The following is a 22,271-nucleotide window of genomic DNA, read 5'->3' on the forward strand; positions in this document are numbered from 1 at the left end:
ACCGCTTCTGCGCGCGTACTGCGCATACTCTGCAATATGATGAATGATCACCGCACCGACACGTTGCTCCGGCTGTGCGAAACAATGCCGCTGTGGCAGCTGGGAGTCGAAGGACTGAACATACGCCTGATGCATGCGGAACAGGGGCTGCGGACACTGACCGCAGCGGCGCCCGACGCCCTGCCCGTCACGGTGTCCGGCGCTGTTGCCGCCCACATTTTGTGGTCATGGCAGAAGCATCCCCTCGACCGCCGTCTGTGCGGCTATGTGACAGCGCTCTTTGCAGGACACCCGTCCCACGACCGGACGGTTGCACTGGCACACGCCGTGCTGCAGCGCAGTGCAGTCCCCCCGGAATATGAGGCATGGCGCGCTCTGGCAGATGCCGATCCGCAAGGCGCAATGCTCCGGTGCATCAACCATATCGCGGACGAAAAACATGCATGTTTCTGGCTGGGGCAGGCCTTTGAGCTCTGCCTTGCGCAGCCGCATGACGGCTTGTGGGAAAAAGCAGCGCAGGCACTGCCCGTCTTTGCCGGAGCGGACATACTGGCGGCCCGCCTGCAGGCCGAATACCGGGTGTGCATGCTGGAACAGAACCACGCGGAACATGCGGACAAAGTCCGCAGTCTGCTGCGCCGGCTGGAAAAAGAAGCCGGACCGCTTTTCGGCCTGTGGGTAGCAGAAATGCAGGTTGAAACCGCATTGAAGTGTGCCGATACCCGTGCGGCGCACAGTGTGCTGCAAGCGCTCTGGCGGCAGCACCCGTGGCATCCGTCCCTCACTCAGGGGCTGTACAGCCTTATGCACCCCGCGCCACTGCAGCACCGGACCGTGCATGACAATCCGCCTGCCATCCTGCTGTATTCATGGAACAAGCCCGGACTGCTGCGGCGCACGCTGCAAACCCTGCGTGATTCGGACATGGGCAACGCCCCCGTATTTGTGCTCGACAACGGCTCTGACCGGCGCCCCGCCGCAGAGACTGCGGAAGATATGCAGACCATGCTGGAAACCATGCGCGGTCAATGGCCCGCGCAGCAGCTGCACACCCTGCGTCTGCCCGTGAACATAGGGGCCCCTGCCGCCCGCAACTGGCTGCTCTCACTGCCGCAGGTACGCCGGCATCAATGGGCTGTATTTCTGGACGATGACATTCTGCTGCCGCCGCAATGGCTTGTTCCGCTCATGAGCGCGGCACTGGAGAATCCGCGCACGGCCACGGCCGGATGTACGGTACTCGACCACACCCCGCCCTATGCCGTGCAATGCGCCGATTTTTTCCTCATCCCGCCGGATATGGGCACCCGCAGTTTTTCCGACATTGAAGAACAGATGCATGTATACTGCAATGCGGCCGGAAGCCGGTCGGTGCTGGCAGGCATGCACACCCGCCCGTGCCTTTCCGTTTCCGGCTGCTGTCATGCACTGAACATGCGTGCTGTTGAAGAATGCGGTCCGTTCGACATCCGCTTTTCTCCGACACAGTTTGACGACCTTGAACGCGATATCCGATGTGCACAGGCCGGCTTCGCCACGGTGTACACAGGCAGCGTGCGCATTCCGCACATGCAGCATTCCAGCATGCGGCAGGCCGGTGCTCCGGCCAAGCTGGGGCACATCATGGGCAATAAAATAAAACTGGAACACCTGTATCCCGCCGGTTCCGTACAGGCCGTACGCGAACAGGCGCTGGAAACGGCACGCAGCGACCTGCTGCGCAAGCACTCCACCCTATGCAGAGATATTCCCGCAACATGAACACTACCACACCCCTTTCAATCATCATACCTGTCTGGAACCAGTGGCATCTGACACGGGCCTGTCTGGAAAGCCTGCGACAGCACACTCCCGGCGACTTCTTTGAAGTCATCGTGGCGGACAACGGCTCGGGAGACGAAACAGCCGTCCAGCTGGCTCCCCTCGGAGAGAAACTGTTCGGACGCATGTTCCGGCGCATAAGGCTGGACACCAATCAGGGCTTCGGACCGGCCTGCAATCTGGGTGCAAAGAGCGCCCGCGGTGAAAAGCTGCTGTTTCTCAACAACGACACGCTGCTCACCTCAGGATGGCTGCCTCCGCTGATGAAGGCATTTGACGAAGACGCCAGGCTGGGCGCGGCGGGACCGCTGCTGCTCTATCCCGAATCGGACAGGGTGCAGCACGCGGGTATCGTTTTCACCCCCGCACTGCGCACACAGCATCTGTACGCCAACTTTCCGGCAGACCATCCCGTGCTGCGCACCCGCAGAACGCTGCAGGCCATCACCGGTGCCTGTCTGCTCGTTCCTTCCGGACTGTTCCGGCAGTGCGGCGGTTTTTATGAAGGCTACAAAAACGGCAGCGAAGACCTTGAGCTATGCTGCCGCATCCGCGAGGCGGGCAAAAAGCTGCGCTGCGTCACTGAAAGCAGGGTCTACCATCTGGAAAGCCAGACGCCGGGCCGGGGCGACGATGACGATACGAACGCGGCCCTGCTCAACCAGCGCTGCAAAGGCTGCTTCGGGCCGGACATGCACAGGCATGCGGTACGGGACGGCTACCGGTTTGCCATCACGCCATGGCTGGAATCGTACATAACGCTTGCAGAAGAGCGCGAGACTGCGCTTACATCATCCATGACCGGCGCCGGAGCAGGCGCAGGCGGAGAGTTCAACGCGGCGGCCTGCTGGCAACTGCTGCAGCAGGAACCGCTGTGGCAGACAGGATACGCTCTGCTGGCCGGTTTTCTGGAACAGAACCGGCTGTACGCCGAAGCCAGCGGGGTACGCCTGCTTCAGACGTACTTTTTTCCCATGCTTCCCCATTACCGCCAGCTGGCCGTCACGGCAGCCATGGCCGGAAATGAAAGTCTGGCAGCACAGGCGCAGGAAAAAGCAGCCCATATCAACGGGCTGCTTGAAGATGTGGGCGCACTGACCAAAAAAGCGGCAGGACTGGCAAACTGGGCCAGAAAAGCTGGAGAACAGGAGTTGCAGCACCTGTATGAAGGCTGGCTGAAAGAACTGGGCCTGTTATAGCTTCCCCCACAAAAAAAACCGGCCGCGGTCATACCCGCGGCCGGTTTTTTATCGCCTGAACCTGCATGTCACGCGGCGGCTGATTGCGTCCGTCAGAGTCCGCCCCCACACACGGGCCGTGTCTATACGCAGCACAACCAGCAGAAAGCTGAAAACTTATTTTGCCAGCCACTCTTCCAGCACCGCAGCGTATTCTTCTTCGGTATATGTGGGAGTCTCGTATTTACCCGCCTGCTGACGCTGCCGCGAAGCCTCGGACAAAATAACAGCCGCAGCCACCGAGACATTGAAGCTCTGAATCATGCCGAACATGGGGATATAGACTTCACCGTCCACTATTTCCATAAGCTCGGCGTCCACCCCGCGGTGTTCGTTGCCCATAATGATCGCCGTGGGACCGGTCATGTCCCATTCGCGCAGCGGCCGGGCCGAGGGCGAACAGCTGGTGGCAAGAATACGGCATCCTTTTTTTCTGAGCGCAGCGGCCAGCTGTGCCGGATCTTCGTGCCTTTCAGTCTCCACCCATTTGCGGGCAGATGCCGAAGAGCGTCCGCTGAGCGGGGGAAAAGGGGTATCCGTATAGTACAGATGGACTCTGGAAACGCCGAAAGCGTCGCAGCTGCGGTAGATGGCCGACACATTGTGCGGATCGTGTATATTTGCAAGCACAAGAGTAAGGTCTTTCTGCCTCAGCGACAGCACCCTCTTGATTTTCTCCACCCTTTCTGAAGTACGTTCTCTGGTCATATCATTTTCATCCGTTCATATCGTTCTGACTTTTCGGTTCCGTGCATAAATCCAGCGTTACATACAGCGGAACGGGCCTGCTGTCACCCCGTGCCTGCGGCACAGCAGCGCCAGGCCGGACACTGCATAACGTGATGCCTGCCGCGGGGTTGTCAGCCAAAAGATGGCACAACCTGCTAAAAAAGCGAGCCTTTGTTCCAAGCCACTGACTTTTTTTCATATATTGCCGCCATGCTCTATTGAAAAGTCCCGTTTCGTCCGGTAGAACGGCAAAGGCATTCGCGACAGCTTCGGGCTTGTGCGCGAACAGCGCCCTGCTGTCAGGAAACGGCACAGGCTGCAGCTGTCTGCCATTGACCTTTTTCCCCAATAACGGCCTGAAACCCCGATATTTTTCAGGCGTGTTTCCGACACAACAAGGAGGCAAGGAACGGTGAACCGTTGGAGTTTTTCTCAACTTATGACCGCAGTGTTCACACTCACGGCGGTTTGTCTGCTGCCCTGTCTGGCGCTGGCTGCAGGCGGGCATGGTGCTCCTCATCTTGACGGGGCTGAACTGGGCGTCATGTGGGTTATTCCCTTTGCCTGCATGCTGCTCTCCATCGCCATATTCCCCCTCACCGCACCCCATTTCTGGCATCACAACTTCGGCAAGGTGGCTGCGTTCTGGGCATTGGCATTCATCATTCCCTTCACTGTAAAATTCGGTTTTTCACTGGCGCTGTACGAAGTTATTCATACTCTTTTCCTTGAATACATACCCTTTATCATACTGCTGCTGTCTTTGTTCACAGTTGCAGGCGGGGTACGCCTGAAAGGTTCTCTGGTGGGCACCCCTGTGGTCAACACTGGCCTGCTGCTCATCGGTACCGTACTGGCCAGCTGGATGGGTACCACCGGTGCCGCCATGCTGCTCATCCGTCCGCTGCTGCGCGCCAACGCACACCGCAAATACAAGGTGCATTCCGTCGTATTCTTCATTTTCCTTGTGGCCAACATCGGCGGTTCGCTGACTCCGCTGGGTGACCCGCCTCTGTTCCTCGGCTTCCTGAAGGGCGTGTCCTTCTTCTGGACCACCATCCATATGCTGGTCCCCATGCTGTTTGTGGCTGCAATCCTGCTGGCACTCTTCTTCGTTGTCGACACCATGCTGTTCGCCAAGGAAGGCAAGCCGGTTCCCCCCACCGACGCATCCGGTGAAAAGCTGGGACTGGAAGGCAAGATCAACCTGCTCCTGCTGGTTGGCGTTGTCGGCGCGGTACTGCTGAGCGGTCTGTGGAAGCCCGGCATCAGCCTTGATCTCTACCACGTGCCGGTTGAACTTCAGAACATTGTCCGCGATGTCCTGCTGCTGGTCATCGCCGGTCTGTCTCTGAAGCTTACCGATCCTGAAAGCCGCAGAAAGAACGACTTCAACTGGTTCCCCATCATCGAAGTCGCCAAGCTCTTCTCCGGCATTTTCATCTCCATGATTCCGGCCATCGCCATTCTGAAGGCCGGAGAATCCGGTGCACTGCGCAGTGTTATTGAAATGGTGAGCCACAACGGCCAGCCTGTGAACGTGATGTACTTCTGGCTCACGGGCCTGCTGTCCAGCTTCCTTGACAACGCGCCCACCTACCTTGTGTTCTTCAACACCGCAGGCGGCGACGCCGTGCACCTGATGAACGACCTGTCACACACGCTGCTGGCCATTTCCGCCGGTGCTGTGTTCATGGGGGCCAACACCTATATCGGTAACGCTCCCAACTTCATGGTACGTTCCATCGCTGAAGATCAGGGCGTCAAGATGCCCAGCTTCTTCGGCTACATGATGTGGTCGGGCGGTATCCTTATCCCCGTCTTCATCCTTGTGACGTTCGTTTTCTTCTAGTCGGGCCTGGAAGAAAGCAGAAGCATGATGTGGGTGCCCTAGGGCTGGACTCCTCCTGGGCACCCATTCATGGCGGACAATCGGGGACGGAAGCTGCACTCTTCCGTCCCCGAATCTTTCCGGCGGCTCCAGTTACGCCTCATGTGACGGACACATGCAGTGCGTCCCGCCTCCGCCGCCCTTCAGTGCACCGCACTCAGCCAGCCTTCTGTCCCAACGCCCCCCATACAGCAGAACAAACCCGTCTGTGCATCCGTAAGCAACAAAGCATAGCGTTCAACGCACATACAGCAGGTCAGACTGACGACCGGCAGCCGCCCCCCCCGCAACACAGCCGGTAAAAACAAAACGCGAACAGCAGTCTGGTAAGACCGCCTAAGCCGCAGCCGACGGGTTTACCCGCGGGCGGACACACCCGCTCATCACGCTCCGCGCAGCACGGGCAGAAAGCACAAAAAAACGCCCCGCGTAACCGCAGGGCGCCGTCGCCGTCATCATCTCCACATCCAAAAGCATCATGTGCGGAAAAGCTTGCGCTCCACATCCGCCCAGACCATGCCGGGAGTCACCTCAGCCATACAGCGGTGGTGCCCCTGCGGGCATTCCTGCGGGCCATGCAGGCCGCACGGACGACAGGAGACATCGGCCTCCAGCACCGTGGACCGGCTGCCGCGGGGGAAAAAACCCAGACGCCGGACGGTAGGGCCGAAAATGGCCGTCACCGGAGTATGCTGCACCCATGCAAGATGCATGGGGCCTGAATCATTGGTCACATAACAGTCCAGACGTCCCAGAAAGGCCGCAAGCTCGGGAAGCGAAAGACTGCCCGAAAGATCAAGCACAGCATGGCGTCTGCCCCCGGTATCAATGCGGCTGATCACATCCTGCGCCATGGCTTCTTCTCCGGGACCGGCAAAAATCATCACCTGCGCCCCCGCGGCAACTGCGTGCGAAGCAACCTGCGCATACGAGGCGGCAGGCCATCGTTTTGTTCCCCATACCGAACCGGGATGCAGCCCCACAACCGGACCTTTCACATGGCTGGCAAAATATCCTTCGGCTTTCTGGCGGGCATCCTGCGGCAGCACCAGCCGGGGCCATGTGTGCAGTTCGCTGATTCCCAGTGGCTTTACCAGTTGCAGCAAGCGTTCGATTTCTTCCATGGAGTCGAAGCAGCGCGGAACGGTATGCGTATAAAAATATCTGTTCAGAAAAGGTCTGTCATACCCGATACGCGTCTTGGCGCTTGACCAGCGGGCCATCAGGCCGCTGCGGACACTGGTATGGGCCGATACAAAAAGCGAATACCCCTGTGCCGCCATATGCCTGCCCAGAGCGAAAGTTCCGCCCGGACCGCCCTGTGCTCCGTTCTTGTCATACCCGTACACCCCCGCCAGCTCCGGCTGGGATGCGAACAGCCCCTCAAACCCCTTGCGCACCCAGAAATCAATGGCGGCATCAGGATAGGCAGCCTTCAGCGTGCTGATAAGCGGCAGCGTCAGCACGGCATCGCCGAGAAAAGCGGTGTTCCAGACGGCTATGCGTCGCATTATTTCTCCTCCAGCACAGTTCTTACCCAGTCGAGCGCGGCACGCACATCGCATACCACAACATCCGGCAGCACGCCTGAGCGTTTATGCACTTCAACCCAGCCTTCCTCACGCAACGCCATATCAGCTTCCGCTTTCAATCCGGCCTTTTCCGCCTCTGCCCGCCCTTTGCCGGTAAGTACCAGCACAGAAGCCGCCAGACAGGCGTTGCGCCCGAAGCCCACATCAGCCAGCTTGTCGCCCACCATCACGCAGCGCTCAGCCTTCAGCCCGTAGGCATCGCGCAGGGACTGCCACATGCCTGTCTCCGGCTTGCGGCATATGCAGGAACTGTCAGGAGCATGCGGACAATGGCGCGAAGCAGTGACCGACGCGCCGCAGGATTGCAGCATGGCGTCAAGCTGCATCCTGCACGCCTCGTAGTCGTTTTCCGAAAACATTCCCCGCCCGATACCGGACTGATTGGTCACGATGAACAGCTTTCTGCCTTCGGCACAGGCTCCGGCCAATGCTTCTCCGGCCCCCGGCAGCAGTTCAACGCCCTGCGGGTCGCTCAGATAATGCTTGTCGACGATGACCGTACCGTCACGGTCAAGAAGAATACAGTCAATACGGGGCACTGAGCCTCCTTCATGCAGCTGGGTCAGGGGCGAAACAAATTGAATCGCGGCGGACAGCATAATCCTGCCGCACACACCACGCAACAGGCGTGTCTAGATGGCACGGCAGTTATGTTTTTGCAAGGCGCACGGCGGCCGCAGGCCCCGCACACCGGCGGCAGAAGCCCCCGATAAACTTCCCGCGCAGCAGGGGCTGCCGCGGCCGCAGGTACAGTGTTGATAATCATTTCCCGCATTGCTATACTTGCGGCATATGTCATACGCTTATCCGGTCTTTCCGGCCGTCCGTGGGTGCAACGTCCCCTCCTTTTTCATAACAGGATCATTCATCCGTCATGATTGAATTTATTCTGGCGGTTTCCTTTGCCGTCATCATATCGGCTTCTTGTTCCGTGGCAGAAGCAGTGCTGTATTCCGTTCCATGGAGCCATATCGAGCAACTGCGCAAAAAGGGTCGCCGTTCGGGCGAACTGATGTTCACCCTGCGTTCCAACATTGATAAACCCATTACAGCGGTGCTCACCCTGAACACCGTGGCCAACACCGCCGGCGCATCCATTGCCGGTGCAGCCGCGGCCAATGTGTTCGGCGCAGAACATATGGCCACCTTTGCGGCATGCTTCACGGTCATCATTCTCATCTGTTCGGAAATCATACCAAAAACGCTGGGCGTCACGTACGCACGCCCGCTGACTTCAGTGGTGGCCGCTCCGCTCAACATGCTTGTGTGGCTGCTTTCGCCTGTTATCATCATCGGCGGCTGGATAACCAGACTGATGACTCCGGCAAAAACGCGCCCCGAAGCCTCGGAAGAAGATATCAGAGCGCTGGTCAGCCTGTCGCGCAAGTCCGGCATCCTAAAACCGTATGAAGAAATTTCTATCCAGAATATCCTGTCACTGGATAAAAAGCGGGTCGAAGACATAATGACCCCGCGCACTGTGGTTTTTTCGCTTCAGGCGGACATGACCGTGGAAGAGGCCCACGAGCGCCCCGGATTCTGGAACTACAGCCGTATCCCCTTGTGGCAGGACAACAACGAGGACATGGTGGGCATAGTCATGCGCCGCCACGTTCTGCAGGAAGTCGCTGCGGACAGGCATCTGACGCGCCTTTCCGAAATAATGACTCCGGTGACTTTTGTGCTTGAATCGCTGACTCTTGACAGGCTGCTCACTCAAATGCTGGAAAGACGGGTGCATCTGGCCGTGGTGCTGGACGAATACGGCGGCGTTGCCGGCGTGGTCGCACTGGAAGACGTGCTGGAAGAAATTCTGGGCAAAGAAATCGTGGACGAATCGGACCAGTTTGCCGACCTGCAGCAACTGGCCCGCTCGCGCAGGGCCAGACTTACGGGCGGCAAAAGCGTGTGAAGCCTTGATTCCCGACCGGAAAGTCCGTATTCGTAAAAACAACAATTCATCATTATTCGCGAGCAACGAGCCACACGTGCCCGCGGTGACCATACATACCGTTCGGAAACCGTAACACATGGAGCATCCATGCCGAAAAAAAACAGCAAGACCATCTACATAGCCGCCCTGCTTCTTTTTGTGGGCGGGGTGGGATATCTGCTCTTTTCCGGCTTGTCCCAGAACAGCGTTTATTTTCTGAATGTATCAGAAGCGCTGGCCATGCCGTCCGGCGACCTGAAATCGGCGCGGCTGTTCGGCACGGTCAAGGCCGAAGGCCTGCAGCGCATAGACGAGGGACTGGGCGTCCGGTTCCAGATTGAAGACAAAGACAACAAAACGCGTACCATGTGGGTTGAGTATAAAGGCGCTGTGCCTGACACATTCAAACCCGGTGCGGAAGTAATCATAGAAGGCGGCGTTGCCCCCCAGACACAAATGTTTGCAGCACGCACGCTCATGACCAAGTGTCCCTCGAAATACCAGAAGGAAAACCGGGAATAGACACAGGGCTGAAACAAGGCCGGCAGCCAGCTGGCCTTTTTTACAGGCAGGTTCTTCCCGCGGGCCTTCTTTTTTTACGCTCACTCACGGCTGACGCCGTATGAAATAGTCCTGTAAAGGAGACCACATGCACCTTACGGGGTACTTTATTCTCTCCGCCTGTCTGCTTTTGTCGCTCACTCTGGGCGGCCTGAGCATGGCGCAGGCCTGGCAGGGACGCAGAAACGCACTGCACCTGCTGGAAAAAGGGCAGATACTTGTCACGGGGCTCATGACCGCAGCTTCGCTCATCCTGCTTTACGGCCTCGTGATATTTGATTTTTCCAACGCATACATCGCCAGCTACACCGACAGGCTGCTTCCTGTCTTTTACCGGCTGACGGCATTCTGGGCAGGACAGGCAGGCTCGCTGCTGTTCTGGGCGCTGTGCGTATCGCTTTCGGGCGTGTATTTTATGTGCACACAGGGCTACAGGGTGATGTCAGACGGTACAAAAACGTACTTCTGGCTGTTTTTCATGATCATTCAGGCGTTTTTCGCCCTGCTTCTGACCACATGGAGCAACCCGTTCATCACCGTTAATCCGGCACCTGCCGACGGCAACGGGCTTAACCCGCTGCTGCAGAACCCGGGCATGATATTCCACCCGCCGCTGCTCTTTCTGGGCTACGGCGGATTTGCCGTACCGGGCTGTCTGGCACTGGCGCAGGCACTTAACAGAAACTCGGGTAATGAGGTTTCGTGGATCGAAGCCGGCCGCAATATGACCCTGCTGGCCTGGGCCACACTTACGGCAGGCATCATTCTGGGGTGCTGGTGGTCCTATATGGAACTGGGATGGGGCGGCTACTGGGCATGGGACCCTGTGGAAAACGCATCTCTCATCCCGTGGCTTGTGGCTTCGGGCTATCTGCACACATCCATTTTGGAACAACGCCGTAACAAGCTGCACAGAACAAACATATTCCTGATGGCGCTCACGACCATCTCGGCATTTTTCGCCACTTACCTTGTCCGCAGCGGAGTCGTGGACTCGCTGCATGCCTTCGGTGACGGCGGAGTGGGGGCGCCTCTGCTCGTGTTCATCATCGCCTTTACAGCGATTTCCGTCATCATCCCCATGCTGCACAAGGTGGAAGGCGCCCGTCCTCTTTCGGGCATTGCCAGCCGCGAAGGTTTTCTTGTCATTGTGGCGTGGGTGCTTATGGCGCTCAGCATCATCATACTGCTGGGCACCATGTGGCCGGTGTTTTCCAAATTCTGGAGCGCCAACCCCATGGGGTTGGAACCCGCCTTCTATAACAGAGTCTGTCTGCCGCTGTTTGTCATGCTTTCGCTGCTGCTGGTCATCTGTCCCTGGCTGGGATGGAAAGAAGGCCTGCGCAGTACAAAAGCAGCAGCGCTGGCGGGGGGCATTTTTCTGGCCCTGCTTGCAGGCTTCTTTGTGACCGGCATACGCATTCCGGCCGCGCTGCTGGGTGCCGCCAGTGCCGTGGGCGCCATTGCGGGCATAGGCATACTCTTTGCCACCCAGCCGCATCTGCGGCGCAACCGCTCATCCGTTGCGGCCTACGGTGTGCACATCGGGCTGCTGCTCATGGTGCTGGGCGTGGCTTTTTCCGGCCCGTACAAGGTGGAAAAAGAAATAGAAATCGCCAAGGGTGAAACAGTGACTCTGGGCGACTACGCCATGACCTACAAGGCGCTGTACGAAGGCGAAGGCCCCGGTATGATTTTTATCGAAGCCGAGCTGGAAGTAGCCAAAAACGGTAAAAAGATAGGCACCCTGCACCCGCAGCGGCGCATATACAGCAAGTTCAGCAGAAACCAGTATGCCGAAGCGGCAACCATCCCTACGCTGGGTGATGAACCGTACGCCACGCTGCTCGGTATCTCGCAGGACAACAAAGCCGTGCTGCGTGTCAGCATCAACCCGCTGGTCAACTGGCTGTGGATAGGCGGCACGCTGGCCAGCCTGTTCCCCTTCCTTGGCATGCGCGCCGTGCGCTCCCGCAGGAACAACGCCGCCATGGTGCAGGAAGATGCTGCTTAAACTGGAAAAGATAGCCAAATTCTACGGCACGAGACTGGTCATAAAAGATGTAAGCCTGAGCGTGACCTCCGGCAGCATCACCCTGCTGGCCGGTGCCAACGGAGCTGGTAAATCCACTCTGCTGCGCATCATGGCCGGACTTGCCCGTCCGAGTGCGGGCAAGGTGCTGTGTCATGCGGCCGAAGATAAAATTGGCTATCTGGGCCATCAGACGTTCATTTATCCGGATTTGTCCGCTCTGGAAAACCTGTCTTTCTGGGCAGGGCTGCACGGACGGCGGACTGACGAGCAGGCCCTGCTCGACATTCTGGACCGCGTGGAACTGAAGCGGTTCGCCTTTGAAAGGGCGGGCAGTTTTTCGCGCGGAATGGCTCAGCGGCTGAATCTGGCCCGGATTTTCCTGTTGCAGCCCGACCTAATTCTGCTGGACGAGCCGGGCACAGGACTGGATGTACGTTCCATGTCCATGCTGCGGCGCGAAATAGAAGAAGCCCGTAACCGCGGTGCAGGCCTGGTCTGGATCAGCCACTCCGTGGCGGAAGATCTGGCTCTGGCCGATGCGGTGGTTGCCATAGGGGACAGACGCGTGCTCTACAACGGCCCCGCCGCCGGTTACATTCCGGAGGCAGCATGCTGAACGCAGCCATGCGCATAGCCGCCAAAGACCTGCGACTGGTTCTCACCCGCGGCACGGGACTCACACAGGCACTGCTGCTCGGCCTGCTGCTCATATTCGTGTTCAGCCTGTCGCAGCAGATAGGAGAAGTAATGTCACCGCAGGGCGCCGCCGCCATATTCTGGCTGGCTTCCGCGTTCTGTCAGGTACTCATATTCAACACGCTGTACGGTCTTGAAGAGGTAAACGGCGCACGCTTCGGTCTGCTGCTGGCACCGGTGCCGGTGCAGTCCGTCTGGCTTGGCAAAGGGCTTGCCGGCCTTTTGCTGCTGCTGTGCGCGCAGCTCGTGTTTGTTCCCGCAGCGGTGGTTTTTCTGGGGCAGTCGGTCTCTGCACTATGGCCGGCAGGTCTGCTCGCAGTCTTTCTGGTAGACCTCGGCATCATGGCACTGGGCTCTTTGCTCGGGGCGTTGTCGCAGGGGCAGGCAGCCAGAGAATCCATGCTCAGCATTATCCTGTTTCCCCTGCTTATTCCTGCGCTTCTGGCCGGAATACGGCTCGGGGCGGCAGCGTTTTCCGGCCAGCTGCCGGAAGGTGCACAGTCGTGGATAGGCATTGCCGCGGCGTTCGACGCGCTCTTTCTGGGTGCGGGGCTGGTGCTTTTCCCCTTCATTTACAGCGGAGAAGGCTGATCCGACGGCAGACCCGCAGTCTGCCCTCATCCACAAAAACGATACGAGGTCCACATGCGCGATTCCATACGGCCCCGCAGCCCCCTGCCCCGCTACGCAGCGGCCATGGCAGGACTGGCTCTGGCCGTCAGCCAGTACTTCATCTTCGTATACGCCCCTGAAGAACAGACCATGGGCATCGTTCAAAAAATTTTCTACATCCACCTGCCGCTGGCATGGTGGGCGTTGATCAGCTTTTTTGCGGTGTTTGTAGCCAGCGCCATGTATCTGAACAAAAGAACATGGTTCTGGGACAATCTGGCCGGTGCAGCCGCCGAAATCGGCGTGCTTTTTTCCGGCCTTGCTCTGGTCACGGGTTCCGTATGGGGCAGGCATTCGTGGGGAGTCTGGTGGACATGGGACCCGCGGCTGACCACCACGCTGGTCATGTGGTTCGTGTATGCAGGATACCTGATGCTGCGTTCCATGGGACTGGCCCGCGAACGGCGCGCCGTGGTGTGTGCGGTACTGGGCATAGTGGCATTCATAGATGTGCCGCTGGTGTTCTTTTCCGCTCGACTGTGGCGGTCCATACACCCTTCCGTATTTGCCAGCCGCGGTGGCGGACTGGAGCCGGAAATGCTGACCACAGCGGTTGTCTGTGTGCTGTGTTTCGGCTTTCTGTGGTATGCGCTGACTGCCATCAGAACACGCCAGCTGGCGGACACGGACCGGCTTGATTCACTTGCAACCACAGACGACCTGTAAGGAGGCCCGCATGGACTCTAGCAACTGGCTGCTTATGGCCAATGCCGCTGTATGGCTCGGGGTGGGCGCCTATCTGTTCTTCATGGCACGCACACAGCAGCAGCTCGACAAGCGTATCCGCCAAATGGAGCTTATGAACGATGACTAATCACAATCCGGGGCCTGCTTTCGGCCCGAGGCACAACATAACCAAGTATATTCTGGCAGCACTGGGCGCCGCTCTGGCTGTCATGCTCATCACGTCGTTCATCTACAGGATGAACCATCCTTCTCTTGTCAAACAGGGCCGGGCGCCGCAACAAAACGCTGCAGCCCCGGAACAGGGCATGTCGGCCGCCGCAACCGGCGAACTGACTGAACTGATGCGCATGATGCAGGAAAACCCTAACGATCCTGAAGTTCTGCAGACGCTTGCGCAGCATTTTATGGACACAGGGGACTGGCAGCGTGCCCAGACGTTCCTCAACAAGCTTGTGGTGGCAGCTCCCGCTGATTCCCGCCCGCTGTATATGCTGGGTATTTCGCAATACCAGCTGGGCCAGCATGCCGAAGCGGCCACAACCTTTGAACGGCTCATAAAGCTGGAAGACGACCCCATGGCGCGGTACAATCTGGCCGTGCTGTACGGTCATTTTCTGGGGGCACCTGAAAAAGCCCGGCCGCATCTGGAAGCCATACTCGCTTCCGGCACTGCCGGCGAAGAACTGAAAGCCCGGGCCAAAGCCGAGCTGACCGGCAACAAACACGAAGACAAATAGCATGAAGCCGGCAGCCCCCTTTCATGACAGGCCTGCCGGCCGCACACTGACCCTCCACGGGCAGCAGGCTGCAACGCCTGTTGCCCGTTTATGCTTGGTCGGCTATACAATTACACTTGATCAGGTAACCTTGCGGCGCATAATCTGCGGACGTTGCCCCTTGGTCTGGTTCGCGGTGCACAGGGGCACCCGATGCTTGCAGAACCGCATCACAAGCCGCCTTCCGGTTGACAGAAGCCGCCCAAAAGGACTACTAAGGTCGATTAACTTTTCATTGATTTTAGACCGTTTCTTCCTCCACGGAAGCACGGCTCAGCGCAGACGGCGGCCTGCCTAAGGGCCGGCCGTCTGACGGAAACCTGTTTGGAGAAATATCATGGGCACGATTCTTGGCAAAGCTCTGACATTTGACGATGTGCTGCTTGTCCCCGGCTACTCCGAGATCACGCCGGATCAGGTGGACGTTTCCACCATGCTGACCGCGCAGATCAAGCTGAACATCCCGCTTATCAGCGCCGCCATGGACACCGTTACAGAGTCTGCCATGGCCATCTCCATGGCGCGTAACGGCGGTGTGGGCGTCATCCACAAAAACATGACCATCGACGAGCAGCGGCTTGAAATCGAAAAGGTCAAAAAATCGGAAAGCGGCATGATCATCGATCCGGTGACCATAGCCCCCGACTACACTGTGGCGCAGGCGCTGCAGATCATGCGCGAATACCGCGTTTCCGGTCTGCCCGTTGTTAAAGACGCCGAACTGGTGGGCATACTGACCAACCGCGATGTGCGTTTTGTCACCGATCTTGAAGGCACCAGAGTGCACGAAGTGATGACCAGCGAAGAACTGGTAACCGTGCCGGTGGGAACCACCCTGGATGAAGCCCGCCATCACCTGCATGAACACCGCATCGAAAAACTGCTTGTGGTTGATGAGAACAACAGACTCAAGGGTCTCATCACCATGAAAGACATCGACAAGGTGCAGAAATACCCGCAGGCATGCAAAGACGACAAAGGCCGTCTGCGTGTCGGTGCCGCCATCGGTGTGGGCGGCGAATGCGAAGCCCGCGCACAGGCCCTGCTCGGGGCCGGAGCCGACTTCCTCGTTCTTGATTCTGCCCACGGGCATTCGCAGAACATCCTCAAAACCGTGGAAATGGTGAAAAAAACCTTCCCCGATTGCCAGCTTATCGCAGGTAACGTGGCTTCCTACGAAGGCGCCAAGGCGCTTTTCAAGGCAGGAGCCGACACTGTGAAAGTAGGCATCGGCCCCGGTTCCATCTGCACCACGCGTATCGTGGCCGGTGTGGGCGTGCCCCAGATCACGGCCATCATGGAAGCCGTGCGTGCCGCCAGAGAATTCGGCCGCCACATCATTGCGGACGGCGGCATCAAATACTCCGGCGACATTGTCAAAGCCCTTGCCGTGGGTGCCAACACCGTCATGCTGGGTTCGCTGCTGGCAGGCACCGAGGAAAGCCCGGGTGAAACCGTGCTCTATCAGGGCCGCACCTACAAAATCTACCGCGGCATGGGATCCATCGACGCCATGAAGGACGGCAGCTCCGACCGCTACTTCCAGGAAAAGACCAAAAAACTGGTCCCCGAAGGCATCGTGGGACGTGTGCCCTACCGCGGACATGTGGGCGACACGGTCTTTCAGCTGGTGGGCGGACTGCGTTCCGGTATGGGATACACCGGCGCGGCCACCATTGCAGAACTGGATGAAAAAGCACAGATGGTGCAGATTTCCGTTGCGGGTCTTCGTGAATCACACGTGCACGACGTGATCATCACCAAAGAAGCCCCCAACTATAACATGGACAAGTAATCAACCGTCCCAAACGGAGCGCGTAACGCACGCCCCGGAGGAATAGAATGGAAAAGCAGAACAAAGTCATTATCGTGGACTACGGTTCGCAGGTTACGCAGCTGATCGCTCGCCGTATCCGCGAGGCCGGTGTCTATTCCGAAATTCATCCCTGCATCGTCACTGCCGCAGAAGTAGCCGCCATGTCTCCTTCGGCTGTAGTGCTTTCCGGCGGACCCGCCAGCGTGCTGGGCGAAGATTCCCCCGCGCTGGACAAAGGCCTGCTGGAACTCGGCGTGCCGGTTCTGGGCATCTGCTACGGCATGCAGCTGCTTGCGCACAATCTGGGCGGAGAGCTTTCCTGCTCCGAAACCCGCGAATACGGCCCCGCCGACCTGAAGTTCTGCGCCGGAAGCCCCCTGTGGGACGGCCTGAAAACAGATGAATCATCACGGGTATGGATGTCGCACGGTGACAGAGTGAAAAAAGTGCCCGCCGGATTTACGGTGACCGGCAGCACCGAAACACTGGAAGTGGCCGCCATGGCCGACGACCAGCGCCGCATCTATGCCGTGCAGTTCCACCCCGAAGTCCATCACTCTGAAGACGGCGTGCGCATGCTGCACAACTTCCTGTTTAAAATTGCAGGAATCAAGGCTGACTGGTCCATGTCTTCTTTCTGCGAGCGGGTGATAAAAGAAGTCTCCGAGCAGGTAGGCCCCGACGATCAGGTGGTCTGCGCTCTTTCGGGCGGCATAGACTCCACCGTGGTTGCCGTGCTGCTGCACAAGGCCATCGGCCACCGCCTGCACTGCATCTTTGTGGACAACGGAGTGCTGCGACTGAATGAAGTTGATGAAGTTTCCGGCTATCTGCGCGAACACTTCGACCTCAACCTGACGGTTGTAGACGCCCGCGAACGCTTTATGAAGCAGTTTGCCGGAGTCGAAGACCCCGAAAAGAAACGTAAGATCATCGGCTACACCTTCATAGACGTGTTCGATGAAGAGTCGCAGAAGATTCCCAACGTGAAGTATCTCGCGCAGGGCACGCTGTACCCTGATGTCATTGAATCCATATCGCACAAGGGCCCTTCGGCCGTCATCAAAAGCCACCACAACGTGGGCGGCCTGCCCGAAACCATGAAACTCAAGCTCATCGAGCCGCTGCGCGAACTCTTCAAGGACGAAGTGCGCAAGCTGGCCGTGGAACTCGGCCTGCCCGACTTCATTGTCTGGCGCCATCCCTTCCCCGGTCCCGGCCTTGCCATACGCGTCATCGGCGAGGTAACGGAAGAGCGTCTGGACATCCTGCGCAAAGCTGACAAAATCGTTCAGAATGAGTTGACGGCGTCTGGCTGGTATCGCAAAGTGTGGCAGGGCTTTGCCGTACTGCTGCCGTTAAAGACGGTCGGTGTCATGGGCGATGACCGCACCTACGAGCACGTCATAGCCCTGCGCGTGGTGGACAGTGTCGACGCCATGACCGCAGACTGGGTGCGGCTGCCCTCCGAAGTGCTGGAGCGCATCTCCAGCCGCATCATCAACGAGGTCAAAGGCGTCAACCGCGTGGTTTACGACATATCCTCGAAGCCGCCCAGCACCATCGAGTGGGAATAAGGGCGGGTAACAAGCTGAAAAGGCGGATACCAGACTATGTTCGGCATCGGAACTACGGAACTCCTTGTTATCCTTGTTGTTGCTCTTATCGTTCTCGGCCCTAAAAACCTGCCCAAAGCGGCTCGCACGCTGGGCAAGGGTCTGGCCGAGTTCCGCAGGGTGTCCACAGACTTCCAGCGGACCATCAATACCGAAGTGGAGCTTGAAGAGCACGAAAAGCGCAAACAGGAAGCCAGAAAAGACCTGTACGGCGATGATGAAACTCCCGCAAAGAAGAAAACGGCCAAAGCGGAACAACGCGACCCCGATGCAAAGCCTGATATCGCCGTGGCACCTGACAGTGAACAGCAGGACACGGCAGCAACAGCTCAGGCCGATGCTGATGCCGTAACCGACAAGCAGAAGGTAAAGGCATGAGTGACGAGCTGAAACGCGACGGGCAGACCGGAGATTCCGAAGAGCACGAAACTGCGGCAAACGGAGAAACCGGAACTTCTACCGCCGATGCCGGGCAGGGCGACACAAACGAACAGCCCGCAGCGGAACAGCAGGATACAGCAGCAGATTCCACCCCCGGGGACGGAACTGATGCTGATACCGGCGATGCCGCAGCAGATGACCCGTCTGCCGAATCCGCCGACGATAACAATAAAGCCGGGGCGGAAAACGCCCCGGCTCTTTCTGAATCCGTTCCTCCCGTACCTGCCGTCAACCGCGTGACCGAGGCGGCGGCAGATGAGGAAGAGGATGAAGACGAACGGCCCATGACGCTGCTTGAACATCTGGATGAGCTGCGGTTCCGGCTTGTGCGCTGCTGTATTGCCGTGGGCATAGGCTTTCTGGCCTGTTACGGTTTTGCAGAACAGCTTTTCGGCTATCTGGTGGCTCCGCTGCTGGCAGTAATGCCCGAAACAAGCACTTTGATTTTCACCGAGCTGCCCGAAGCGTTCTTCACCTATCTTAAAATATCCATCGTTGCCGGTATGTTCCTGACCAGCCCGTACATATTTTACCAGATATGGGCTTTTATCGCTCCAGGACTGTACGACGAGGAAAAAAAATACATCATTCCCATGGCCGGTGTTTCCGCACTGTTCTTTGCGTCGGGCGCCTGCTTCGGCTATTTTATTGTTTTCCCGTTCGCTTTCGACTTTTTCATGAGCTTTAACAACGAGACCATTCAGGCCATGCCCAAGCTTGGTGAATATCTCGGTTTTTCGCTCAAGTTGCTTATAGCGTTCGGCCTGATTTTCGAAATGCCTCTGTTTGCCTTTTTCGGCGCACGGATAGGCATTCTTACCGCTGCAGCCATGCGCAAAGCCCGCAAAGTTGCTGTGCTGTGCTTCTTTATTGTGGCGGCCATTCTTACCCCGCCCGATGTCATCTCGCAGCTGCTTATGGCCGGTCCGCTGCTGTTGCTGTATGAAGTAAGCATCTACGTGGCACAGATTTTCGGCCGGTCCGCCAAAGCCGGCGGGCAGGATGAAGATGAAAACGATGAGCAGGAAGAAACAGCGTAGCCGCTTTTTTTCCGGCTTTCAGGAGACACCATGACCCGACGCGCTGCGACTGTGACGCGCACCACGACAGAAACTGCCATTTCCATTTCGCTTACAGTGGACGGCAAAGGCGAAGTATCGGTAACAACCGGTCACGGATTTACCGATCATATGCTTACTCTGCTCGGCTTCTGGGCGGGCTTTGACCTGACCCTGACCTGCAACGGCGACACGCATGTGGACGCCCACCATACGGTGGAAGATGCAGGGCTCTGTCTGGGGCAGGCTTTCGCACAGGCGCTGGGTGACAGAAAAGGCATAGCGCGGGTAGGCAACGCACGGGTACCCATGGATGAAGCGCTGACGGAAGTCGATCTGGATATTTCCGGACGCCCCTATCTGGTTTACCGCGGCGACGAACTGCTGCCGCCGGTCATTGCCGGTGACGAGGCAGACCTGTGGCGCGAGTTTTTCAAATCATTTGCCAACGGTGCCAGAATCAATCTGCACATATCATTGCTTTACGGCAAAAACGGTCATCATCTGTTAGAATCCGCGTTCAAAGGTCTGGGGCTTGCTCTGCGCCGGGCCGCGGCTTGTGAACGCGAAGCACTGCTCAGCACCAAGGGGAGTCTCGACTGATGCGCAAACTCTGCATAAAAATCCTGCTGGTCACGGCGGCGGCCGCGCTGCTGCTTACCGGCTGTTACAGCCCTGTCCAAGGTCCCATGCCGTTGCCCGATATCAACATTGGTGTGGCGGGCTTTACCCAGCCCACCACCACGGCAGCGCTGCTGGCCGGTTACATTCCGGAAAATCAGCAGGAGGTGGACAACCAGACCCTGCGCGGTCTTGATGAAGACTTTGCCGCCATTCTTGCCGGTGCCACCGCACGCAAGTATGTTTCCAGTGAACAGGGAAGGCAATGTCAGGAAATAGTTTCCGCCGCACAGCAGGGCGAAAAAAGCATCAGCGCTTTTGAACACTGGCTGCGCGTGGGCCGCTGCATGGAGGTTGACTACCTGCTGGTGCCGCATCTCATCGACTGGCACCAGCGCAAAGGCGAAAACATGACGGCAGCCAGCCCCGCAAGCGTCACCCTTGACCTCTTTCTGATGGACGTGCAGGGGCAGTCCCTTGTTTCGCGTTACCATTTTGAAGAAACCCAGCAGACACTTGCTGACAATCTGCTGGAGTTCAGCAAATTCGTCGAACGCAAAGGCAAGTGGATCACAGCAGAAGATCTGGCCCGCGAAGGACTGTATCAGGGAATCAAGGAGCTGGGTCTGTGATCATCTTTCCTGCTGTGGACATAAAGGGCGGGCAGGCGGTTCGCTTGCGGCAGGGCAAGGCCGATCAGGAAACGGTTTTTTCCGGCGATCCTGTGGCCATGGCACGCCACTGGGAAGAACAGGGCGGACGCTGGCTGCATGTGATAGATCTGGACGGTGCGTTTTCCGGCACTCCGGTCAACCGCGAGCTGATCAGAACCATCTGCGCCAGTGTATCCATTCCCGTCCAGCTGGGCGGCGGCATACGCGATACCGTCACCGCGCAGGCGTATCTGGATGCCGGAGTTGAACGGCTGATAATCGGCACCATCGCCCTGACCGATCCCGATCTGTTCGGGGCCATGTGTTCAGCGTTTCCGGGCCGTATAGGCGTTTCGCTGGACGCGGAAGGCGGCAGACTGAAAACCAAAGGCTGGGTGGAAGATTCCGGCCTGAGCATTTACGACGTACTGCCCCGGCTGACAGAACAGGGAGCCGCGTTCCTCATTTACACCGACATCGACCGCGACGGGATGCAGAGCGGTGTAAACGTGGAAGCTCTTTCCGAACTTGCCGTCCGCTCGGCAATACCAGTCATAGCGGCAGGCGGCGTAGCGACCATGCAGGACGTCTACGATCTGTATCCTGTAAGCCGCAGTGCCAACCTGCAGGGCGCCATTACCGGCAAGGCCATTTACGAGGGTTCGCTGGATCTGGCAGAAGCCATGCGCTGGATAGACAGCCGGACAGCATGACGCATGCGCCATGCGTTGGCATGGCTGCAAGGCTTGCACCGGATTATGTACCGTCGTATTCAGGCACCGGAGCCGGTAGCCGCAGACAGTATCATATGTTTTTGGTCAGGCCGGTTGCCAACAGCAGCACAGACCCGTCTGCGGTGCGGCAGTCTGAAAAATTATCATGAACGGATACTCCGGCAGTACCTGCCGGTCATGCAGGGGGATGGAAACATCCCCTTTTGCATAAGGCATCCGCAACTCCGGAGAGAACACAATGCAGCACACATTTCTTATGGAAGAAGGATTCTGGCAGCTTTCCGGTGTCTTCTCCAACATCAGCGGTGTAGCTGTTCCGGTGGAAGGCAGGTCCATAGTCACCCACACGCCGGAACAATGGTCCAACCATGCATTCATGCGCATTCTCACCGCGCAGCCGCAGGACATAGAAAACCTGTACACATTTCAGCCGCTGCCCCCCAAGGCAACCTACGCGCAATGGCGCTCCACCAGCCCGTCTCTGGGTGACGTCAGCGGCTGCTTCGCCTTTGCAGGCGATACCATCATATCATCGTCCATCATTGCAGAAACCCGCCAGCACGCTACCGAACACCTGAGGCTTATCAGCAGCGAAGCGTACGAAAACAGAGGGGCACTGTTTCAGAACGACACGCTGGTAGCCACATGGAGCGTGCTCATGCAGCGCATCCGGCAGCCGGAAAGACTGCAGTAGCGGAGCA

22 protein-coding genes are annotated in these 22,271 nt (G+C 58.1%); 19 read left to right on the forward strand and 3 right to left on the reverse strand.

Features of this window, described 5'->3' with window-relative positions:
• The first annotated feature begins 36 nt into the window (after positions 1-36).
• Together H586_RS18090 and H586_RS0104075 are read left to right on the forward strand one after the other, a co-directional pair.
• Positions 37-1,761, forward strand: coding sequence for a glycosyltransferase family 2 protein (locus H586_RS18090; protein ID WP_162147950.1), 1,725 nt, complete (start codon positions 37-39; stop codon positions 1,759-1,761).
• Positions 1,758-3,020 (forward strand): glycosyltransferase family 2 protein, encoded by a 1,263-nt coding sequence (locus H586_RS0104075; RefSeq protein ID WP_011367450.1) that lies wholly within the window; start codon positions 1,758-1,760, stop codon positions 3,018-3,020. Before H586_RS18090 ends, H586_RS0104075 begins: the two co-directional genes overlap by 4 nt.
• Positions 3,021-3,176: 156 nt before the next feature.
• Here H586_RS0104075 and H586_RS0104080 read toward each other — a convergent pair whose 3' ends face one another.
• Positions 3,177-3,767, reverse strand: coding sequence for a TrmH family RNA methyltransferase (locus H586_RS0104080; RefSeq protein WP_011367449.1), 591 nt, complete (start codon positions 3,765-3,767; stop codon positions 3,177-3,179).
• Positions 3,768-4,227: 460 nt separating this feature from the next.
• Here H586_RS0104080 and H586_RS0104085 point away from each other — a divergent pair, with 460 nt between their 5' ends.
• A complete protein-coding gene (locus tag H586_RS0104085; RefSeq protein ID WP_027181417.1) occupies positions 4,228-5,640 on the forward strand; it encodes a sodium:proton antiporter in 1,413 nt (470 codons plus the stop codon).
• Positions 5,641-6,155: 515 nt separating this feature from the next.
• On the opposite strand, the gene H586_RS0104090 is transcribed toward H586_RS0104085, so the two are convergent.
• Together H586_RS0104090 and H586_RS0104095 are read right to left on the reverse strand one after the other, a co-directional pair.
• The gene (locus H586_RS0104090; RefSeq protein WP_027181418.1) at positions 6,156-7,190 is read right to left on the reverse strand and encodes a glycosyltransferase family 9 protein; all 1,035 of its coding nucleotides are present in this window, start codon (positions 7,188-7,190) and stop codon (positions 6,156-6,158) included.
• Positions 7,190-7,810, reverse strand: coding sequence for a D-glycero-alpha-D-manno-heptose-1,7-bisphosphate 7-phosphatase (locus tag H586_RS0104095; protein WP_027181419.1), 621 nt, complete (start codon positions 7,808-7,810; stop codon positions 7,190-7,192). The genes H586_RS0104090 and H586_RS0104095 overlap by 1 nt, the downstream gene beginning before the upstream one ends.
• Before the next feature lie 335 nt (positions 7,811-8,145).
• Here H586_RS0104095 and H586_RS0104105 point away from each other — a divergent pair, with 335 nt between their 5' ends.
• The 16 genes from H586_RS0104105 (at position 8,146) to H586_RS0104185 (ending at position 22,264) form a co-directional block, all read left to right on the forward strand.
• A complete protein-coding gene (locus H586_RS0104105) occupies positions 8,146-9,183 on the forward strand; it encodes a hemolysin family protein (RefSeq protein WP_027181420.1) in 1,038 nt (345 codons plus the stop codon).
• Positions 9,184-9,312: 129 nt separating this feature from the next.
• Positions 9,313-9,726: a cytochrome c maturation protein CcmE gene (locus H586_RS0104110; protein WP_011367444.1), complete on the forward strand. Its 414-nt coding sequence runs from the start codon at positions 9,313-9,315 to the stop codon at positions 9,724-9,726.
• A 127-nt stretch (positions 9,727-9,853) separates the two neighbouring features.
• On the forward strand, positions 9,854-11,779 hold the full coding sequence (locus tag H586_RS0104115; RefSeq protein WP_027181421.1) for a heme lyase CcmF/NrfE family subunit: 1,926 nt from the start codon (positions 9,854-9,856) through the stop codon (positions 11,777-11,779).
• Positions 11,769-12,416 carry an ABC transporter ATP-binding protein gene (locus tag H586_RS0104120; RefSeq protein ID WP_011367442.1) on the forward strand — a complete coding sequence of 216 codons (648 nt, stop codon included), beginning with the start codon at positions 11,769-11,771 and terminating at the stop codon, positions 12,414-12,416. Before H586_RS0104115 ends, H586_RS0104120 begins: the two co-directional genes overlap by 11 nt.
• Positions 12,410-13,087: a heme exporter protein CcmB gene (locus H586_RS0104125; protein ID WP_027181422.1), complete on the forward strand. Its 678-nt coding sequence runs from the start codon at positions 12,410-12,412 to the stop codon at positions 13,085-13,087. The genes H586_RS0104120 and H586_RS0104125 overlap by 7 nt, the downstream gene beginning before the upstream one ends.
• A gap of 54 nt (positions 13,088-13,141) precedes the next feature.
• Entirely contained in the window at positions 13,142-13,834 is a 693-nt protein-coding gene (ccsA, locus tag H586_RS0104130; RefSeq protein ID WP_011367440.1) for a cytochrome c biogenesis protein CcsA, read from the forward strand.
• Positions 13,835-13,844: 10 nt separating this feature from the next.
• A complete protein-coding gene (locus H586_RS20360; RefSeq protein WP_011367439.1) occupies positions 13,845-13,982 on the forward strand; it encodes a CcmD family protein in 138 nt (45 codons plus the stop codon).
• Positions 13,975-14,592, forward strand: coding sequence for a tetratricopeptide repeat protein (locus H586_RS0104140; RefSeq protein WP_027181423.1), 618 nt, complete (start codon positions 13,975-13,977; stop codon positions 14,590-14,592). The genes H586_RS20360 and H586_RS0104140 overlap by 8 nt, the downstream gene beginning before the upstream one ends.
• A gap of 376 nt (positions 14,593-14,968) precedes the next feature.
• On the forward strand, positions 14,969-16,426 hold the full coding sequence (guaB, locus tag H586_RS0104145; RefSeq protein ID WP_027181424.1) for an IMP dehydrogenase: 1,458 nt from the start codon (positions 14,969-14,971) through the stop codon (positions 16,424-16,426).
• Positions 16,427-16,473: 47 nt separating this feature from the next.
• A complete protein-coding gene (gene guaA, locus H586_RS0104150; protein WP_011367436.1) occupies positions 16,474-18,024 on the forward strand; it encodes a glutamine-hydrolyzing GMP synthase in 1,551 nt (516 codons plus the stop codon).
• A gap of 36 nt (positions 18,025-18,060) precedes the next feature.
• The gene (gene tatB, locus H586_RS0104155) at positions 18,061-18,441 is read left to right on the forward strand and encodes a Sec-independent protein translocase protein TatB (protein ID WP_011367435.1); all 381 of its coding nucleotides are present in this window, start codon (positions 18,061-18,063) and stop codon (positions 18,439-18,441) included.
• Between the two features lie 347 nt (positions 18,442-18,788).
• Positions 18,789-19,544: a twin-arginine translocase subunit TatC gene (gene tatC / locus H586_RS18095; protein WP_034618605.1), complete on the forward strand. Its 756-nt coding sequence runs from the start codon at positions 18,789-18,791 to the stop codon at positions 19,542-19,544.
• A gap of 30 nt (positions 19,545-19,574) precedes the next feature.
• On the forward strand, positions 19,575-20,165 hold the full coding sequence (hisB, locus tag H586_RS0104165; RefSeq protein WP_027181425.1) for an imidazoleglycerol-phosphate dehydratase HisB: 591 nt from the start codon (positions 19,575-19,577) through the stop codon (positions 20,163-20,165).
• Positions 20,165-20,815, forward strand: a complete 651-nt coding sequence (locus H586_RS0104170) for a hypothetical protein (RefSeq protein ID WP_011367432.1) — start codon at positions 20,165-20,167, stop codon at positions 20,813-20,815. The genes hisB and H586_RS0104170 overlap by 1 nt, the downstream gene beginning before the upstream one ends.
• Positions 20,812-21,549 (forward strand): 1-(5-phosphoribosyl)-5-[(5-phosphoribosylamino)methylideneamino]imidazole-4-carboxamide isomerase, encoded by a 738-nt coding sequence (hisA, locus tag H586_RS0104175; protein WP_011367431.1) that lies wholly within the window; start codon positions 20,812-20,814, stop codon positions 21,547-21,549. Before H586_RS0104170 ends, hisA begins: the two co-directional genes overlap by 4 nt.
• Before the next feature lie 259 nt (positions 21,550-21,808).
• Positions 21,809-22,264: a hypothetical protein gene (locus H586_RS0104185; RefSeq protein WP_011367430.1), complete on the forward strand. Its 456-nt coding sequence runs from the start codon at positions 21,809-21,811 to the stop codon at positions 22,262-22,264.
• Positions 22,265-22,271: the final 7 nt, after the last annotated feature.

The organism is Oleidesulfovibrio alaskensis DSM 16109, assembly GCF_000482745.1.
GTDB classification, from domain to species: domain Bacteria; phylum Desulfobacterota; class Desulfovibrionia; order Desulfovibrionales; family Desulfovibrionaceae; genus Oleidesulfovibrio; species Oleidesulfovibrio alaskensis.